This window comes from Paenibacillus sp. LBL (assembly GCF_029893715.1).
GTDB lineage: Bacteria > Bacillota > Bacilli > Paenibacillales > Paenibacillaceae > Paenibacillus_AQ > Paenibacillus_AQ glucanolyticus.
This window is the reverse complement of record NZ_JARXYU010000004.1, coordinates 88698-105916: the sequence shown is the minus strand read 5'-3', so window position 1 is coordinate 105916 and position 17219 is coordinate 88698. Positions and strand designations below refer to the sequence as shown.

At 49.5% G+C, this 17219-nt stretch carries 19 protein-coding genes; 8 read left to right on the top strand and 11 right to left on the bottom strand.

Going from position 1 to position 17219, the window contains the following annotated elements:
* The first annotated feature begins 60 nt into the window (after nt 1-60).
* Together M2277_RS11610 and M2277_RS11605 are read left to right on the top strand one after the other, a co-directional pair.
* Nucleotides 61-786: a Crp/Fnr family transcriptional regulator gene (locus tag M2277_RS11610; protein WP_036636723.1), complete on the top strand. Its 726-nt coding sequence runs from the start codon at nt 61-63 to the stop codon at nt 784-786.
* 89 nt (nt 787-875) lie between these two features.
* A complete protein-coding gene (locus M2277_RS11605; protein ID WP_006209333.1) occupies nt 876-1034 on the top strand; it encodes a hypothetical protein in 159 nt (52 codons plus the stop codon).
* 60 nt (nt 1035-1094) lie between these two features.
* Here the strand turns inward: M2277_RS11605 and M2277_RS11600 are convergent, their stop codons facing one another.
* The 7 genes from M2277_RS11600 to M2277_RS11570 all read right to left on the bottom strand — a co-directional run bounded on the left by M2277_RS11600 (nt 1095) and on the right by M2277_RS11570 (nt 7477).
* The gene (locus M2277_RS11600) at nt 1095-1772 is read right to left on the bottom strand and encodes a hypothetical protein (protein WP_280754806.1); all 678 of its coding nucleotides are present in this window, start codon (nt 1770-1772) and stop codon (nt 1095-1097) included.
* A gap of 180 nt (nt 1773-1952) precedes the next feature.
* Nucleotides 1953-2273 (bottom strand): winged helix-turn-helix transcriptional regulator, encoded by a 321-nt coding sequence (locus M2277_RS11595; protein ID WP_006209331.1) that lies wholly within the window; start codon nt 2271-2273, stop codon nt 1953-1955.
* 156 nt (nt 2274-2429) lie between these two features.
* Nucleotides 2430-3092: a uracil-DNA glycosylase gene (locus M2277_RS11590; RefSeq protein ID WP_280754805.1), complete on the bottom strand. Its 663-nt coding sequence runs from the start codon at nt 3090-3092 to the stop codon at nt 2430-2432.
* A gap of 173 nt (nt 3093-3265) precedes the next feature.
* A complete protein-coding gene (locus M2277_RS11585; protein ID WP_006209329.1) occupies nt 3266-3988 on the bottom strand; it encodes a ThuA domain-containing protein in 723 nt (240 codons plus the stop codon).
* A gap of 46 nt (nt 3989-4034) precedes the next feature.
* Nucleotides 4035-5003: a sugar phosphate isomerase/epimerase family protein gene (locus M2277_RS11580; protein WP_006209328.1), complete on the bottom strand. Its 969-nt coding sequence runs from the start codon at nt 5001-5003 to the stop codon at nt 4035-4037.
* A gap of 49 nt (nt 5004-5052) precedes the next feature.
* Nucleotides 5053-6138: a Gfo/Idh/MocA family protein gene (locus M2277_RS11575; protein WP_006209327.1), complete on the bottom strand. Its 1086-nt coding sequence runs from the start codon at nt 6136-6138 to the stop codon at nt 5053-5055.
* Between the two features lie 220 nt (nt 6139-6358).
* A complete protein-coding gene (locus M2277_RS11570) occupies nt 6359-7477 on the bottom strand; it encodes a Gfo/Idh/MocA family protein (protein WP_280754804.1) in 1119 nt (372 codons plus the stop codon).
* A gap of 141 nt (nt 7478-7618) precedes the next feature.
* Here M2277_RS11570 and M2277_RS11565 point away from each other — a divergent pair, with 141 nt between their 5' ends.
* The gene (locus tag M2277_RS11565) at nt 7619-8437 is read left to right on the top strand and encodes an AraC family transcriptional regulator (protein ID WP_006209325.1); all 819 of its coding nucleotides are present in this window, start codon (nt 7619-7621) and stop codon (nt 8435-8437) included.
* Between the two features lie 101 nt (nt 8438-8538).
* On the opposite strand, the gene M2277_RS11560 is transcribed toward M2277_RS11565, so the two are convergent.
* Both M2277_RS11560 and M2277_RS11555 read right to left on the bottom strand, forming a co-directional pair.
* On the bottom strand, nt 8539-8856 hold the full coding sequence (locus tag M2277_RS11560; RefSeq protein WP_006209324.1) for a hypothetical protein: 318 nt from the start codon (nt 8854-8856) through the stop codon (nt 8539-8541).
* A 95-nt stretch (nt 8857-8951) separates the two neighbouring features.
* Nucleotides 8952-9653: a TerC family protein gene (locus M2277_RS11555; protein WP_006209323.1), complete on the bottom strand. Its 702-nt coding sequence runs from the start codon at nt 9651-9653 to the stop codon at nt 8952-8954.
* A 517-nt stretch (nt 9654-10170) separates the two neighbouring features.
* On the opposite strand from M2277_RS11555, the gene M2277_RS11550 reads away from it, so the two are divergent.
* The 3 genes from M2277_RS11550 (at nt 10171) to M2277_RS11540 (ending at nt 12159) form a co-directional block, all read left to right on the top strand.
* Complete coding sequence (locus tag M2277_RS11550) at nt 10171-10788, top strand: TVP38/TMEM64 family protein (protein ID WP_006209322.1); 618 nt, start codon at nt 10171-10173, stop codon at nt 10786-10788.
* 86 nt (nt 10789-10874) lie between these two features.
* Nucleotides 10875-11840: a peptide-methionine (S)-S-oxide reductase MsrA gene (gene msrA / locus M2277_RS11545; RefSeq protein ID WP_040680496.1), complete on the top strand. Its 966-nt coding sequence runs from the start codon at nt 10875-10877 to the stop codon at nt 11838-11840.
* Nucleotides 11841-11976: 136 nt separating this feature from the next.
* The gene (locus M2277_RS11540) at nt 11977-12159 is read left to right on the top strand and encodes a DUF2188 domain-containing protein (protein WP_006209320.1); all 183 of its coding nucleotides are present in this window, start codon (nt 11977-11979) and stop codon (nt 12157-12159) included.
* A gap of 69 nt (nt 12160-12228) precedes the next feature.
* On the opposite strand, the gene M2277_RS11535 is transcribed toward M2277_RS11540, so the two are convergent.
* Nucleotides 12229-12921: a YitT family protein gene (locus tag M2277_RS11535; protein ID WP_280754803.1), complete on the bottom strand. Its 693-nt coding sequence runs from the start codon at nt 12919-12921 to the stop codon at nt 12229-12231.
* 572 nt (nt 12922-13493) lie between these two features.
* Between M2277_RS11535 and M2277_RS11530 the strand changes: the two genes are divergently transcribed.
* The gene (locus M2277_RS11530) at nt 13494-13877 is read left to right on the top strand and encodes a YhjD family protein (RefSeq protein ID WP_006209318.1); all 384 of its coding nucleotides are present in this window, start codon (nt 13494-13496) and stop codon (nt 13875-13877) included.
* 29 nt (nt 13878-13906) lie between these two features.
* A complete protein-coding gene (locus M2277_RS11525) occupies nt 13907-16054 on the top strand; it encodes a YhgE/Pip domain-containing protein (protein WP_036636705.1) in 2148 nt (715 codons plus the stop codon).
* 86 nt (nt 16055-16140) lie between these two features.
* Here the strand turns inward: M2277_RS11525 and M2277_RS11520 are convergent, their stop codons facing one another.
* Entirely contained in the window at nt 16141-17214 is a 1074-nt protein-coding gene (locus M2277_RS11520) for a glycosyl hydrolase family 18 protein (RefSeq protein WP_280754802.1), read from the bottom strand.
* Nucleotides 17215-17219: the final 5 nt, after the last annotated feature.

Genomic DNA, 17219 nt, shown 5'->3' with positions numbered 1-17219 from the left:
ACGTTATAATGTATTTAAAGATTAAACAGATCAAATTTTAGGATGTTAGGGGATACCAACATGAAAACTGTAGACAATGTAATGGAAATCGAAAACCTAGGGAACACTCAGTGCTTCTCGGAACAAAACCGCAACCGTCTGCTGGTCACCATGAAGGAAAGAGTACTCCCTGAAGGCTCCCATTTGTTCTGGGAAGGTGACTTCGCCGACAAGTTGTACTTCGTGAAACAAGGAAGAATTAAGTTAACCAAATCGACTGATGAAGGCAAAGAGCTTATTCTATATATGTATCATCCAGGGGATATGGTCGGTCAGGCCGATCCATTCTTCAGCACCAATCACAGCTTCTCGGCAGAGGTGCTTGAGGATAGTGTAGTCGGGGTTATCGAGCATAAGGATTTGGAGATGCTGATCTGTCAGCATTGTGATTTTGCCATTGATTTTATGAAGTGGATGGGCATTCACCACCGGATCACCCAGACCAAATTCCGTGATCTTATGATGTACGGCAAGCCGGGTGCATTAACCTCGACGCTGATTCGTCTGAGCAATACGTACGGTCAGCATCAGGCAGATGATACCATTCTCATTAATAAGAAGATTACCCACACCGATCTCTCGAACATGATTGGGGCAACCCGCGAAAGCGTGAACCGGATGCTGAGTGATCTCCGTAAAAAAGACGCCATTGAATATGCCGGTGGTATGATTGTCATCAAGGATCTACCGATGCTGCAGGAAATATGCCATTGCGAGATGTGTCCGCTCGAAATTTGCCGGATTTAATGTCACTGCGTCTCGCTGTGCATAATATACAGCCTTTTGACCACAATAAACCTTGTCTTTCCAAACCAAAATTAAAGGGAGTGCTCAGCATGCGTGAAGGTTTGATTCCTGCTGTTCTTGGAACTGTGGTTTCTGCTTCGGGTGCCGCTCTGCTTAGCAGCAAGTATAAACTTGCCGCAACCGGTATTCTCGGCTTCGGACTGGCTCATCTTGTGCTTGGTGCGATTGACCTGGTGGAACACCGGTAAACGATTGGAAAGACTGCACGTCATAAACACACCTTCCTCTAGAGGGTGTGTTTATCTATGTTATATGATCTGAGCCTCCATATAGGCTCGTTCTCCGCTTGGCACTTTCAGATAAGGCCGGATCCCGGCAAACCCCTTCGCATCCAAATCCACACCCGTCATCCAGTTTCCCTCCAGCCAGTCACTGCCCGATTGCATAATGACAGCCGGTGCCTGAATATGTTCCTGATACAAAATGACGCCACCTTGAATAGCCTTGAACGTCTTCCCTTGCTGCAACAAGGGTTCGGCACTGATGTACGTCGGCACAAAATAAGCAGCAATCACATCCAGCTCCTCCCCGTCAAAAAACGGCTCACTGCCGAGAAATGGATGGAGCATTGCAATCTTCTCATAATGGGACCAGATTATCATCTGCAGAAATCTGCCCAGACGCCCCTTATCCTGCCCGCCGGTTGTTTTTGATTTATCCGTTTCATAACCGATGAATTTCCATCCACGGGGACCCTTCACCCATTTCTGAAACATGTCGTTCACATCGCTGCAATTCCGGCTGACGGCATCCGCCGATTCTGGGCTTGTTCCGGATAAAGCCAACCACAGCGGCTCGGGCAAATACTGACTCAGCATCCGCTTGGTCTTCTCAAAAATATGAAGGACTTGCATTGAAGCGTTTTCAAGTTCTGAGATATCCTCTTGTCCATAATGAAAATGGGAGATATACGTTCGCTTGATCATGGGCTCGCCTCCTTGATTTACCGCTGGGTTATATACATCATATAGCAGGTGCATCGGATTGGTGCATGTCCACATATCTTGCTTCATTGTAAAAAAATCATACTTCAAATTTTGAAAAAAAACCCTGAAATGAGTTATCTCATGCCAGGGTTTAATCGTCAACGGGGATCTTAAGATGACTCATCTTTCGACCCATTGCTCTGCCCAGGAAGCCACTTGTTCCATTACCGGACGAAGTGCATTCCCTTTTTCAGTTAGTTCATATTCGATACGTACCGGCGTTTCCGGATAGACATGACGAATCAATATGCCTTCGCACTCCAAATCCTTCATCCGCTCCGAGAGCATTTTGTCACTCATGGACGGAATCAAATTGGAAATATCCTTAAAGCGCTTAGGCCCGCTCATCAATGTCTGAATAATCAAACCGTTCCACCGTTTGCCCAGAAAAGAAAACGCAGATTCAAAACGGGGACACATCGTAACATTTGTAACTTCCATATCTCTTCACCTCTTTACGAAGTCACCTTGTTTATAGAAACTCAATAAACTAAACCATAATTCTTGCAAAACTTACGAATTGTAAGTATGTTTCATTTTAGCATATTTTCGAGAAGCTGAAAACCACCTAGCCCCTTTTTCCCAGAAAATCAGCACTTATCCTGAAATCATCCGAGCCAATATATCCAAATCGGACTCGATCAAACGGGATAATTTCCTATTATACAGTACCGCAGCTGGATGGAACAGAGGAAAAATCATATAGGTTTCGGTTGAGAACCTATATCCAGCCGAAGCATCCTCCAGGCTAATCGCCTGTTGTACAGGGCCCTCGATCAGCTTTCCATGCAGCGATGTCACCGTTTCATGGCTTCCGATCAGCCGATGCAGCGCGGTATTTCCCATGGGAGCGATGATCTTCGGCCGGACCCATCTGATCTCTTCATCCAGCAAGGGCGCATGCGCCAAAATTTCCGCTTTGGTGGGTGTACGGTTCGAACGGCTGATGATGTTCTCACCGGACGCCCGCACGATCACCTTCTCCTTATAGGGCCTGCTTCTCATGGCACTGGTAATATACACTTGCTCCCGCGTCAAGTTCAGTCGCTCCAGATAAGCATTCATCTCCTGACCGGCCTGCCCTACAAAAGGTCTTCCTTCCAAAACCTCATGGGCCCCGGGCGCTTCTCCAACAAACATCACGGCTGCGGAGCTTGTTCCTCTCCCCAGCAGAAAACCCTCAACAGGTTGATGAGCCAGCCTGGCCTGGCATATGGCGATAATGGTGGGATCGACAGGTGCGCTTTGTACTTCATTCATGCGTACAGCCCCCTTCTTGTATAACATACAATACCCCATACTTACGTATATTCTATCCCTAGCCTCCAAAAAAATTTACGATTCTGCCGCCGCAACTGGAAAACGAGCCGAACAAGGACAGATCCTTGAACGACTCGTCGTTGTGTTTACTTAAGTACGCTTGTATAAAAGGCTTAGACTAGTACTGGAAGCGCACGAACAGGCTGGCTGTTGCCGAATGTTTGCTTACCTGCAGTTGAATGAGCCCAGTTGATAGCGTTGGTTATCACTTTCAGTACTTCGGGATTGTAGTAAGTTGGATAGGTCTCGTGTCCCGGACGGAAGTAGAAAATGTTCCCATGACCGCGCTTGAACGTACAGCCGCTGCGGAAAACTTCGCCGCCTTCGAAATTGCTGACAAATACCAGCTCATCCGGGGCTGGAATATCAAAGAACTCCCCGTACATTTCCTCATGCTCGATCATGATAGGACCCGTAATTCCCGCCGCAATCGGATGCGTTGGATTTACACTCCAGATAATTTCCTGCTCGCCGGCTTCGCGCCATTTCAAATCACAGCTCGTTCCCATCAACGCTTTGAACGGTTTGGAAAAATGCCCCGAATGAAGAACGATCAGACCCATACCGTCCAGCACGCGCTTAACGACTTTGCTGACGATCTCGTCACTAACCTGGTCATGAGCCATATGCCCCCACCACAGCAGCACATCAGTCGAATCCAGTACATCCTCAGTCAACCCGTGCTCTGGCTGATCCAGCGTTGCCGTTCTGATGATGAAATCCGGATTATGCAGACCCTCCGCCAGGGCTGTGTGAATCCCTGTCGGATATACACTCCGAACCTCATCATGGATCTTCTCGTGTACGAACTCATTCCATATGGTTACATTAAGCATGTTGCTGTTCCCCCTAATTGCGTATTCGCTAGGTTGCCCTAAGATGTTAGACCCACCACATTTCTCCGAGCGGCTCTTCGATCAGCACTTGCTGAAGGTTTTGCACCGCTTTGGAGAAGCCTTCTTCGATGGACATCAGCCCATCTTCATGTTCAATACTTACTACATAGTCATATCCAACCAGACGCAGGGCACTCATCATGTCTGCCCATTCCTTCACATCATGTCCATAACCAACGCTGCGGAACTGCCATGCACGGTCCAGCATTTTTTCATAAGACTGCATATCGGTCAGACCGTGCTTGTTCACGTTAATCGGATCGATGCTTGTATCCTTCGCATGGAAGTGATGAATAGCTCCCTCGCGGCCCAGAATTTGAATCGCTTGAACAGGATCAATTCCTTGCCACCACATGTGGCTCGGGTCAAGGTTCGCACCAATGACTTCACCCGCTGCTTCACGCAGTCTGAGAAGTGTGCCTGGCGTATGAACCGAGAAGCCGCCGTGCAGCTCAAGACCGATTTTAACGTTACGATCAGCGGCGAATTTACCCCACTCGGTCCAATAAGGAATGACCTTGTTGTCCCACTGCCAAGTCAGAATCTCTTGGTAGTCGTTAGGCCAAGGTGCTACCGGCCAGTTCGGATATTTAGCATCCTCATGATCGCCCGGGCAACCGGAGAAAGTATTAACGACAGGCACTTCCAGCTTCTCTGCAAGCTCTACCGTTTTTACATACACATCGTGGAACTCTTTAGCGATTGCCTTTTGCGGGTGGAGCGGATTGCCGTGACAGCTCAGTGCGCTAATGATCAACCCGCGGGACTCTACCGCGTTCTTGAAGTTTTTCAGTGCTGTTTCATTTTCAAGCAGCTCTGCAGGGTTGCAATGTGCATTGCCCGGGTAACCGCCAGTTCCAATCTCAACCGCTTTAAGACCCTTGGATGCAACATAATCCAAAGCATCCTCCAGCTTACGTCCGCTCAGCAATACCATAAATACGCCTAATTTCATTGTGTACCTCCTGGTTTTTCATTTTGTATTTGTATTTCTTGTCAGGTCCTTAATTATCGAAATAAACGGCTTTTCCTGTCTTGGCTGATTCATAAATCGCTTCCAGAATCTGCGTTACCACAAAAGCCTGCTCCGGCTTAACGACAGGGTCTTTATCTTCAATAATGGCTTCAATCCACATTCTGGCCTCGCGGTCTGCGTCGCTTTCCTTGGAACCGGAGTAGAACGCCACACCGCCAGCATTCAGATCCACTTTGGTTTCATACAGTCTGCTCATTTTCTCCCCGTTAATGCGCAGACCGTCCTTCATGTCAGCTCCGCCTTCAGTACCTGCCAGAACGGCCTTGGCTTCGCCAGTCTCAACAACGTTAAGCGCCCAGCTGGATTCCAGAACAATCGTTGCACCGTTCTCCATGGTGATGAATCCGAACGCTGAATCCTCTACCTTGAACTCCTTCGGATCCCAAGGACCGAACGCATTCGCAGCATTCTCACGATGTCCCAGCTTATGGAAGGTTGATCCAAGCACACTCTTCGGCTTGTAGTTGTCCATCAGCCACAGCGTCAAGTCCAGCGCGTGGGTACCGATATCGATCAGCGGTCCTCCGCCCTGCTTCTCTTCATCAAGGAATACACCCCAAGTCGGAACGGCACGGCGGCGGATGGCAAGTGCTTTACCGTAATAAATCTCGCCGAGCTCGCCTTCTTCACAGATTCCTTTCAAATACATGCTATCGTCACGGAAACGGTTATTGTAACCGATGGTAAGTTTTTTTCCGGTACGCTCTGCAGCGTCCAGCATCGCCTTGGCTTCAGATACCGTCTTGGCCATTGGCTTCTCGCACATAACGTGCTTACCGGCTTCCAAAGAGGCTACCGTAATTTCAGAGTGGGAATCGTTTGGCGTACATACATGGATGACATCAATACTGCCGTCTTGAAGCAGCTCTCTGAAGTCCGTATATACTTTGGCACCTTCGACTCCGTACTCATCGGCTGCTTTTTGCGCACGCTCTTCTACGATGTCGCAGAAAGCTACCATTTCTGCCTGTGCCTGCTTCTTCAGGCTTGGCATATGCTTGCCGTTGGCAATTCCCCCGCAACCGATGATTCCGATCTTCAATGTTTTCGACATGTCCATTTCCTCCCATACGCATCTGTTAATTTTGGATACACTCCAAATATTATTGCAACGCTTTCATGCGGATTGCTGCCAAGAATTCATTCCTGCCAAATCCGTCAGAAGCTGGTTTGCAAGTACTTCATAACCAGTTTACAAGAATAGAAGCCGGGCTGCCAGTTCGCTAAAGGCTCATGGATACATACGAGAAAACCAGGACCTGCCTGCTCGCAATTCAGTCACTCACAGTGCCATTTTCAGCAGATTCTGCCTGCTGCGGCGATGGAAGTCTGCCGTAACGGTATGTGCTTTGCAGAACAATATGTCTGCCTTCAAGCGACGACTGCTGAAATGACTGCATGATCTCCAGCACATGGTAAGCCAAGCGAGCGCTGACGCGGTGGTCCTTCTGCTCATGGATCGATTGAATCATGTCATCAATGCCCAGACCCCGCTCATTCTTGCCGCATTCGAATACAGGATCCAGCAATTCCCACTCTTCGGAGCCTGGTTTACGAAGCTTTACCTCTCCATTGAAGAAATTGGGATCACCCAAACTAAGACTTCCCTGGGTACCGTAGATTTCAAGCCATGGCAGTCCAGAACCGCCGAAGATATCAAAACTTGTAATCATGGTCGCAATGGCACCGTTCTCAAAATCCATCGTTCCGGCTAAATGCGTCGGTGTTTGCACTGTTATCGGTTTTCCCTCCAGCGGGCCGGAGCCGACAACGCGGTCGGGAATCTGAATGCCTGTGGATGCGCTGATCCGGCTTGCAGGACCCAGCAGCTCAACCAAGGCCGATACATAATAAGGCCCCATGTCCATCATGGGTCCTCCACCCGACGCGTAGAAAAATTCAGGATTCGGATGCCAGGCCTCCGGACCGGAACCCATCATGAATGCCGTAGCAGCGATAGGCCTGCCAATCAGGCCGGATTCAATGGCCGCTTTAGCCGTTTGTACACCGGATCCCAGAAAAGTATCGGGTGCGCAGCCGACACGAAGGCCTTTTTGATCCGCAAGATTCAGCACACGGCGGCCTTCATCAAGGGTAATAGCCAGCGGCTTTTCACTGTAAACATGCTTACCTGCTTCCAGGGAGGCAATATCAACATTGGCGTGGCTTGACGGAATGGTCAAATTAATAATGAACTCAATATCAGTCTGTGCGAGCATCTCCTCAACGGTATACACGTTCGGGATGTTGAACTCATCAGCTTTCGCTTTCGCGTTTTCGATAATAAGGTCAGCACATGCCACGATTTCAACCCAAGGGCTGTTCTTTAAGTTCGTGAAGTATATGCCGCTGATGTTTCCGCAGCCAATTATACCTGCTTTCATTTTTTTCATCGCTGTCACTCCTTGAGTGTTTAGATGTGCTCTAGACTAGTACAATGGTATTCTTTTATGCTTTCGTTTAAAATGAAGAATATGATTAAAACATGAACAATCTGGTCATTATTTTCTTATTCTTCAAAGGGGACTTTAGCAATGGATTCAAATCTTTCCAACCAAGTCGTAGCAGCAGATTTCTCTTTTCACCGCAAACCTTTCAAGATGTCCCTGGCGGACGGTTTTGATACCTACTTAATGCGATGGCAGACCGACGGAAAATGCCGCGCGAAAATCGATGATAAACTATCGCTCGTTGAGGCCGGAGATCTGTTGATTTTCACTCCCGGACAGCCATACGAGCTCCGAATTGATGATGAATACAACGCTTTGGGAGAATTAACCATTGAAAGCGGGGATTATCATATTTTTTTCAAAGGGCCTTGGGCTGATGCATGGTGGAATTCGAAGAAACGGCCCACCAAAATCCGTGTTCCGCTCGAAGAACGCTACCTGGGTCTGTTCAGGCAAATCCTGCTGGAGCAGCGGCGCGTATCCGATCCTTATCCGGAAATCTCCGATTATACAGTGCGCATTCTGTGCCTCGAAGTGGACCGTCTGCTGTCGGAGCAGCCTTCGACGACGCCCAAGACGTATCTTGCTTATCGCATGAAGAATTATATTGAAGAGAATGCCTCCTCGATGTTCAAGCTGGAGGATGTTGCCGCCCATGTCGGGATCAGCGTCTCCCGTGCGGTTCATCTGTTCAAGGAGGCATTCGGTACAACCATCATGCAATACACCATGGACGTGCGTCTGAGCATGGCCAAGGAACGGATTGTGTTCAGTCCTCTTTCGCTGGAGGATGTAGCCGAAACCTCCGGCTTTGCCAACTACACTTATTTTCACCGTGTTTTCCGTTCGCGATTCGGTGTTTCGCCTAAACAATTCCGGATGGCCAGCCGAACGTCAAATTAATGAGCCATTCTGACCATAAAAAAGCGGGTCGACCAAGGTTTTCTCCTTGATCGACCCGCTTTTGCCTAAGATCACATGTAAGATATGCCATGAGTTCACGCTTACTTCTTATCGGCACCAAATGTGGCTACTGCCTCAGAGACAACGATCGCCAAATCCTCGTTTCCGAATAATGAAAGCACTCCAAGCAGGGTCTGATCCGGTATCTCACCCGCTTCTTCCTTAGGCACCGTTAATGCCAGAACCCGGGTCAACTGATCGTTGGCGGGCTGACTCGGATATGCTTTGCGGTAAAGTTCGGCTGGATCCAGACCGTGATTCACGCACCACTGGGCAAATACGAGGATCATCATATCCTCATCCTGGCGGTACGATTCCGCAATCCGTTCTTCCATGGATTTTCCGGCTGCTGACTCCATGTAATAACTCCTCCTCATGCGATGGGAACTTCTTTGTCGTTCCTTTCGTCCATGAAGATATTATACCGCTTATTGCACCCTATACAAAACCAAAGCTAATCGACCATCTTTACATGGACCGGATTCCTCTTCGCTTTGTCCTCATTCTTCTTCTTCATCCAAGTTCCAACACCAATGATAATGGCGATGACCAGAATTTCAAAACCGTACTTCAGAAAGTCATTTGAGAACCAGTCATGAATCATGGGCTCTGCTACGATCATCTTCGATGCTGTCCATGCAAGCACCGCTGCACCGATGGTAATAATGATTGGAAAGCGATCTGTCAGCTTCAGGATAATGGTACTGCCCCACACCATAATGGGAACAGAAATTGCAAGTCCGATAATGACGAGCATGAAGCTTTCACCCGCTGCTCCGGCTACCGCAAGGACGTTATCGAGTCCCATCATGGCGTCCGCGATGATGATCGTACGGATTGCTGCCCACATTTGGTTGCCGGCAGATATTTCATGCTGTTTCTCATCCACCAGCAGCTTGTAAGCGATCCACAGCAGCGCAATGCCGCCGATCAGGCGCAAGCCGGGAATCATTAGGAGCTGTACAACGAGAAGTGTAGCCACAATCCGAATGACAATCGCACCAACGGTACCCCACAGGATAACCTTCCTCTGGTCTTCTTTCTGGACATTACGAGCCGCAAGTCCGATAACAATGGCATTATCGCCTGCCAGCACCAGGTCAATGAGGATAATCGACAGCAGTGCCGTCCAAAATTCCACCGACATCAAATCCATGCTTCTCCCACCCTTTCTTTGATTTCTTTTAGGTTTCCACCTGCGAATGCCCTCCATCCAAAAAAAATGCTGTTACCTTAATTTATAAGGTCTACAGCGTTTTTTGAACGCAAAAAGAGACCTTCACCTCATTCATAAATAAATCAGGCAAAGGTCTCGCTAAACAACAAATTCGTTGCCAATAAAGCCGGGGATAGTTAGTCCCGTCATGACGACTTTATTTATGATATAGAACTTATGAGTAATCAGCAGAGCTGGATTAAACTCTATATCGCAAGAAAACCCATCTTCGAATCGCGGTCACTCATCCTTGAAAAAGGCCACGATATAGGTTTTCTTATAAAGCTACTCCCCTTTGGGATATTCAATTTTACATATTATAACATATGGAAAATCGCTTGTATATTCAATTTTTTCCATAAAGTCATAGTCTCTCCGCACCGAAAATCGGGCAGAATTCCCGCTTTTTTGCTATTATTATGCTATTCAGCTTTATCATGCAAAGCGAGGAGACATAATGAAACGATGGTTTATACCGGCAATTTATGCTGCTGTCCTGGCATTAGGTTTTACATACAGAGCAGAAATCATGGACTGGCTTCGAGGAGAACCCTCGCTCTTCCTGATGGTGATGCTGGCCACGCTGCTGGCCCTGTTCCCTATTGCACCCTACAAAGTCGTAATCGCTGTACTCGGATACGCTTACGGCACGATCTGGGCTGCAGCTATTTCTTGGTTCGGCACAACGGTAGCCGCCATTCTCCTGTATGCGGCAGTTCGCGCACTGTACAAGGAGAACGGCAGGCGCTTGCTGGGGAAATATGCGGCTGCAGAAATGTTTACCACAGCGGTGGAACGCCGTCCGTTTCAAGCCATATTGCTCGCACGGCTGCTGCCCGTCATACCGCAGATGGCCGTCAATATCTATGCAGGGGTGGCCTCCATTCCCTTCTGGACATATACAGCTGCTTCCGCCATCGGTAAAATCCCTGCGATTCTCCTGTACGCTTGGATGGGCAGCGGACTTGCCGAGCATCCGGCAATATTCGCTGCCATTGCTGCAGGACTCATGCTGGTAACCGCTCTAGGCCTGGCGATATTCCGCCGCCTGAAGGCAAGGAAACATGAAGATTGAGCAATATTTTGGTTTCGCCAACCAAAAATGATTATAATAATAATAAGACTTACATTTATATTGTTATTACGACGGAGGGATAATATATGAGTAATCGTTCAAACCCAAGCGAATTGGCTACCTTTGCGGGAGGCTGCTTCTGGTGTATGGTCTCTCCCTTTGATGAGCTGCCCGGCATTTTGAATGTTGTATCCGGCTATACGGGCGGACATAAGGAAAATCCGACCTATGAAGAGGTGTGCTCTGATACAACAGGCCATTATGAGGCCGTGCAAATCACCTACAACCCGGAAGTGTTCCCATACGAGAAGCTGCTTGAACTCTTCTGGCAGCAAATCGATCCTACCGATGAGGGCGGACAATTTCATGACCGCGGCTTGTCGTATCGGACCGCTATTTTCTATCATACAGAAGAACAGCGAGAACTGGCAGAGCAGTCGAAGCAGGCTGTAGCGGCCAGCGGACGATTTGATGGACCGATTGTAACGCCGATTATTCCGGCCAGCACCTTCTATGCAGCCGAAGAATACCATCAGGATTATCACAAGAAAAATCCGGGCCACTACAAACGCTACCGCAAAGGATCCGGCCGCGAAGACTTCATTGACCAGCACTGGTCCGATCCCGTCGATACCGAGGATCTGAAACAGCGTCTTACGCCGATACAATACGAAGTAACTCAGAATAATGCGACCGAACCTCCGTTCCACAACGAATTCTGGGACCACCACGGAGAAGGAATCTATGTAGACATCGTGTCGGGCGAGCCGCTCTTCAGTTCTACGGACAAGTATGATGCCGGCTGCGGATGGCCAAGTTTCACCCGTCCGATTCGCGAATATAACATCAAGGAAAAAATGGATCTCACCCATATGATGGTCCGCACCGAGGTGAGAAGCAAAAAAGGCGACTCACACCTCGGTCATGTATTCGACGACGGCCCTGGACCCAATGGACTTCGTTACTGCATCAATTCAGCGGCACTGCGTTTTGTTCCGAAGCAAGACATGTTGCAGGAAGGCTACGGCGAATATTTGCAGCTGTTTGAATAAACAGGAACATCCAAAGTACATTGTCCAATCAACGGACAATGTACTTTTTTTATGGAGTTAGAGTGTTTATTCATTTTTATAGGACAGGGTAATAATACAGTACATACTGAATCCAATGAAATGGAGGGATCGCAATATGCCTTGGAGCAAAAATGATTATCCGCCATCGATGAAAAATCTGGAGCCCCGTGTGAGGAATAAAGCGGTGGAAATAGCCAATGCCTTACTGGAGGAAGACTACGATGAAGGTCGGGCCATCGCAATCGCCACCGCCAAAGCGCAGGAGTGGGACGAAAATCACCCCAAAGAGGGGAAGTAACATCCATCCCTGACCGCATACTAAAGAAGCTCACCCTGATGCGGGTGAGCTTCTCTTAATGGGACCGTATTATGAACGGCCGCTAACGGTATGCTGTGCTGCCTTCGGAGTAACCGGAGTGCTTGGGGCACGGACCGCCTTCCGAAAAGGTTTCTTTTCCGTTTTCTCGGTACCGTACGTAACTGTGATCGTGATCACTTGTCCGGCAATCGATACGGCTAATATGGTGTATAAAGTCTCAACCAATGGCATGTAGAATAGCGATAATAGCAGTACTACGGCATCCATCAGGAAAAACACCGTCCCTACCTTAAGCCCGCTCCACTCGCTGAAGAGCACGGAGATCACATCGTCTCCACCTGTTGCCCCACCGAATCGGAGCACAATACCGGCTCCAAAGCCTGTTAATAAACCAGACAGCAGCGCGGCTGCCAGTAAATTATGGCCCAAATCAATCACGAGCGTAGAATACCGCTCTATTAATGCGTAAAACACAGTGAACATACTCGCTGCAACAACCGTATTGAAAATAAACTTCCGGCCTTTGATAAACAAGGCAACCAGCAGCACCGGTATGTCCATCAGGATCATACTTAATGCCGGCGGAATATCGAGTGCATATTTGCCAAGCAGCGCAAGGCCAACAAAGCCGCCTTCGGTTAAATGATTGTGAAAATTAATGTGATAATACGTAAAAGCCATTAAAAACGTTCCGAACAACATCGCCAACATGGTGATAATTGTGTTTTGTCTTTTCCTCATACAGGATCCCTCTTGTCGTAGTAGATTGGTCAGACATAGGCCAATCTCTACACTGAGGAAACCTGGAGGAGCTCATCCTTCGAACCATAGTTCCCATCCTTTCGTGAGAGACCGTCCTTGTCTTCAGACGTCCGACTTCGCTCTACGAAGGAAGCTATGTGTATGAGAGATCATAACGTTTCCAAATCGTCCTTTGGGGATTCGTCCTTCGGGGACACATGGTATCCTGATCCTTTCTTTCTCGTTATAGTTAACTGCTAACATTATTATAACACAGATTGCAGGCTAGCTAAACAGCCATCGGTACTCATTGGAATTTACTGGATGAACACTTGTGTGATGCGGTACATCATCACCCCCAGGAAGATACGCTCTGCCTTACCATGGATTACATGAACATCAACATAATTGCACACTCAAGTTGAATATCCATCCACTCTATTCATGATATGTACGCCTATATCGTGAACATACCAAAAATTATACATTGCGCGAAGCATAATCCTCGAATACGATGTGTATATTAGAACATATGTTCTTATACGTATTTCATTTATGAGGAAGTGTTACTTATGAAGCCTTCAACTCCTCCACTGCCCTCTGAAGAAGACGAAGCATTGATCAGAGACTATCTCCTGTACAACCTGCTCCAATCGCTTCTTAAGCGGGACATTCAAATCCTGAAGACCCTTAGTCTCAAAATGGCAGACCTCTACATTTTAAATTTGCAATACATGCAAAAAGGGAATTCTGATCATGCCTGGTCGGTTCAGCAGCAGATGAGGCAGCGCGGTATCCGGATTCAGAACCAGAGCCGTACCGCAGAAGATGGGGTGCAGGTGCTGTATCTATGCCGCGGATATGAACGCAGGCTGCTCAGCGACTGGGCCTCTCTCAAGGAAGCAATAAAGGAACAGCTTGTTTCGTATCTTGGCACGGATTTGGCGGCATACTAGCTCCAACTACGTACAAGACAGGAGCTTTCATGAAGAATATTTTCCATATTTATTCTACTGATTTAAATAGAATCGTTCGAAACTGGGCTGCAGCCGTCATCATCACCGGGTTGGCCATTCTCCCTTCACTATATGCCTGGTTTAATATTGAGGCCTCCTGGGATCCCTACGGCCAGACTTCGGGGCTGTCCATCGCTGTCGCCAACTTGGATAAAGGAACCACCCTGCGCGGCGAACCGATCAATCTGGGAAAAGAAATCGTGGAGTCTCTCCATCAAAATGAAAAGCTGGGCTGGCGGTTTACGGAGGATAGCGAGAACGCCATTCAGGGGGTAAGGCGCGGTAATGATTACGCGGCCATTGTCATTCCGGAGGACTTCTCTGCCCGTATCGGCACGGTGCTTAGCAACGAGCCTGTCAAAGCCCAGATCCTCTACTATACGAACGAGAAGATTAACGCGATTGCCCCCAAAGTCACGGCACAGGGCGCATCCGGCGTTGTCGAGGAAATCAGCAAAAACTTCATCAAAACCGCCAACGGTACCATCTTCGAGATTTTTAATACGCTCGGGATTGAAATCGAGAACCAACTCCCTGCGATTAATAAAGTGCGAAACCTTCTGTTCCGGCTTGAAAAAAGCTTTCCTGAGCTCAATGAAGCGGTAACCACAGCTCAGGAGGATATTAAGCTGGCCAACCAGCTCGTTCAGCAAGCCCATACCGCCCTCCCCCGCCTGGAAGGAATCGCTACCGAGGGCAAGGAAATGGCGGGCGCACTGGCGGACTTCGCCAATCAGGCTGCCGGTGCCTCGAAGTCTCTGGAGCCTGCCTTGCGTCAAGATTTGGAGGTATTGGGTGCAGCTACTGGTGCCCTCTCTCAGGCGCTGGACGCTTTAGGGCAAGCCGACATGGATCCGAAGGAGCTTGCCGACCGCCTGAACGCTGCCCAGGCTCGCGCCGAGACAGCTGCTGAAGCTGCAGCTCGGCTGAGCCAATTGTTTAAGCGGCTGGGCTCCGTCTCCCCCGCAGCAGCTTCAGGTGCCGCCAGGCTTGAGGAAATTGCGGCAAGATGGAAATCTGCGCAATCCGTGCTCCAGACCCTAACACAAGCGGTGGAACGGGGCGAGGAAGCACCCGCCGATTCCGTTGCTAAGCTGAAAAAACTTGCCGATGACATTACAGATCTGACCAACACACTGTTAAGCCGCTACGATAGCGAGATCGGTCCAGCCATAAGCAAAGCCTTCAGCAAGGGCTCCGATACCGCCAAGCGTGTCCAGAATGAGCTGACACAGGCGCTGACCAGCGTGCCCGACATCCAGCGCCTGTTAAAGGATGCCCAGAGGGGGCTCACAGTGGGGGGAGAAGAGGTGCAGCTTGCCCAGAGCCGCCTGCCGGAGGCCGAGCTTCGCATTACAACGCTGGCCAACCGGCTCCGGGAGATGGAAGCTGAGGGCGATATTCAGGAAGTCATCGATCTGCTTCAGAACAATTTTGAGCTCGAAAGCCAATTTTTTGCCGAGCCTGTCACACTGGAAGAGAATCGGCTGTACCCGATTCCGAACTACGGCTCCGCGATGTCTCCCTTCTTCACGACCTTATCGTTGTGGGTGGGTGCCTTGCTGCTTGTGTCCCTGCTCTCCGTTGATATTCATGATGAGGAGAGAAGCTTTCGCAGCATCGAGGTCTACTTCGGGCGCTACTTAACCTTTCTGACCCTCGCTCTGTTCCAGGCGCTGTTTGTCACCCTCGGCGACCTCTACCTGCTCCGGACCTATGTGGTGAATCCCGGCTGGTTCATCCTGTTTGCGCTGCTGATCAGCTCCATCTTCATGCTGATTGTATACACTCTGGTGTCGGTATTCGGCAATGTCGGAAAAGCAATGGCCATCGTGCTGCTTGTGCTGCAGCTGGCGGGTGCGGGCGGCACCTTCCCGATTCAGATGACACCGCCATTCTTCCAGGCGCTGCACCCGTACCTGCCCTTTACCTATGCCATTAGTATGATGCGGGAAGCCGTTGGCGGCATCCTGTGGGACATCGTGATCCGGGATGCCTTGCTCATGCTCATCTTCGCTGCCATCGCACTGGTCATCGGAATCGTGCTCAAGAAGCCAATCAACCGCGCCAGCAGCGGACTGGTCCGCAAAGCAAAAGCCTCGAAACTGATTCATTAAATCGGCATGCAAATAACCCTAATGAAAAGGACATCCCCACCGGCTTCTTATCACCAGGGGATGTCCTATGTGCTGTCGTTCCATTATCACTTTTTGGTATCCGATATTTCGTTCAATTGCTGCAGTGTATCCTCTCCCACGTCCCCCAGCCGCCAGATCGCAATCTTCGCGATGCCGGATGCCCGCGCCGTTTCAATCCAGCCCGCGACGGTCGTCCCATCCGCATACCACACGGTATGATCAGCGCCGAGGTCGTCGGTATATTCAAAATACAAGGCCCCGCTCGCTGGGTCTCTCTGCGGCTCGTCTGGAATTGAGTTCGCCAGCTCGATCGCCCGCTGCTCCGTCAGCGATGTGACTTTGCCACCCTCCGCCCAGTCAAACCCGCCAAGAGACAGAGCCAAACCATGCTCGCCGGGGATCTGCTGCAGTTTCTCTGCGAGCTCCCGGATCATGGCATGATCCGCCTTCGGTCCAGGTCCGCTGTGACCACCGTGCAAATTATAGGCCATCAGGACATAATCCGGCCCCTTCGGCAGGTCAAGCGATGCCACGCGGACGCCCGGCTCCAGTACAATTCGAAGAGACAGATCTTCTGTCCGGAGGCGCTCATACAATTCACTGTACAGAGCGGACAGATTATCCCAGTCTTCCTTACGGACCTTCTCGTAGTCCAGTTCCACACCGGTAAAGCCATGCCGGGTCACCTCAGCCACGATGTCCCCGATATGCCGGCTGCGGCTTTCCGGTGTAGCCACGATCCGGGATACAAGATCTGCATCTTTCTGCACCGTCGATCCATCCGTATTGAAACGGTCGTTCACGATGGTCAGAACCCTGCGAATCTGTCCGTCTTCCCGGGCAGCCTCCATGACCTTAGGGAGAGCCTCCAAATAATCCGGTGTAATGTGGAGTTCGTCTTGATGATTGAAGTAAACCGCAAACAGATGGATTTCTTCAAGCCCTCCGGCAAGCAGCTTCAAATCCGTTATCCCCGTCTTCCACTGCCAGTCCGTAATCCAGGCGGACAACCTGACCCCTGTCTGGGGCGGCTGTAGTACCCGTTCCTTCTCTTTGCCTTGTGGCCACCAGATGATGACAGCAGCGCACATGGTCACCAAAACTGTTGTTGCTGCCCATTTCACCGTTCGATACCTCATTCGTT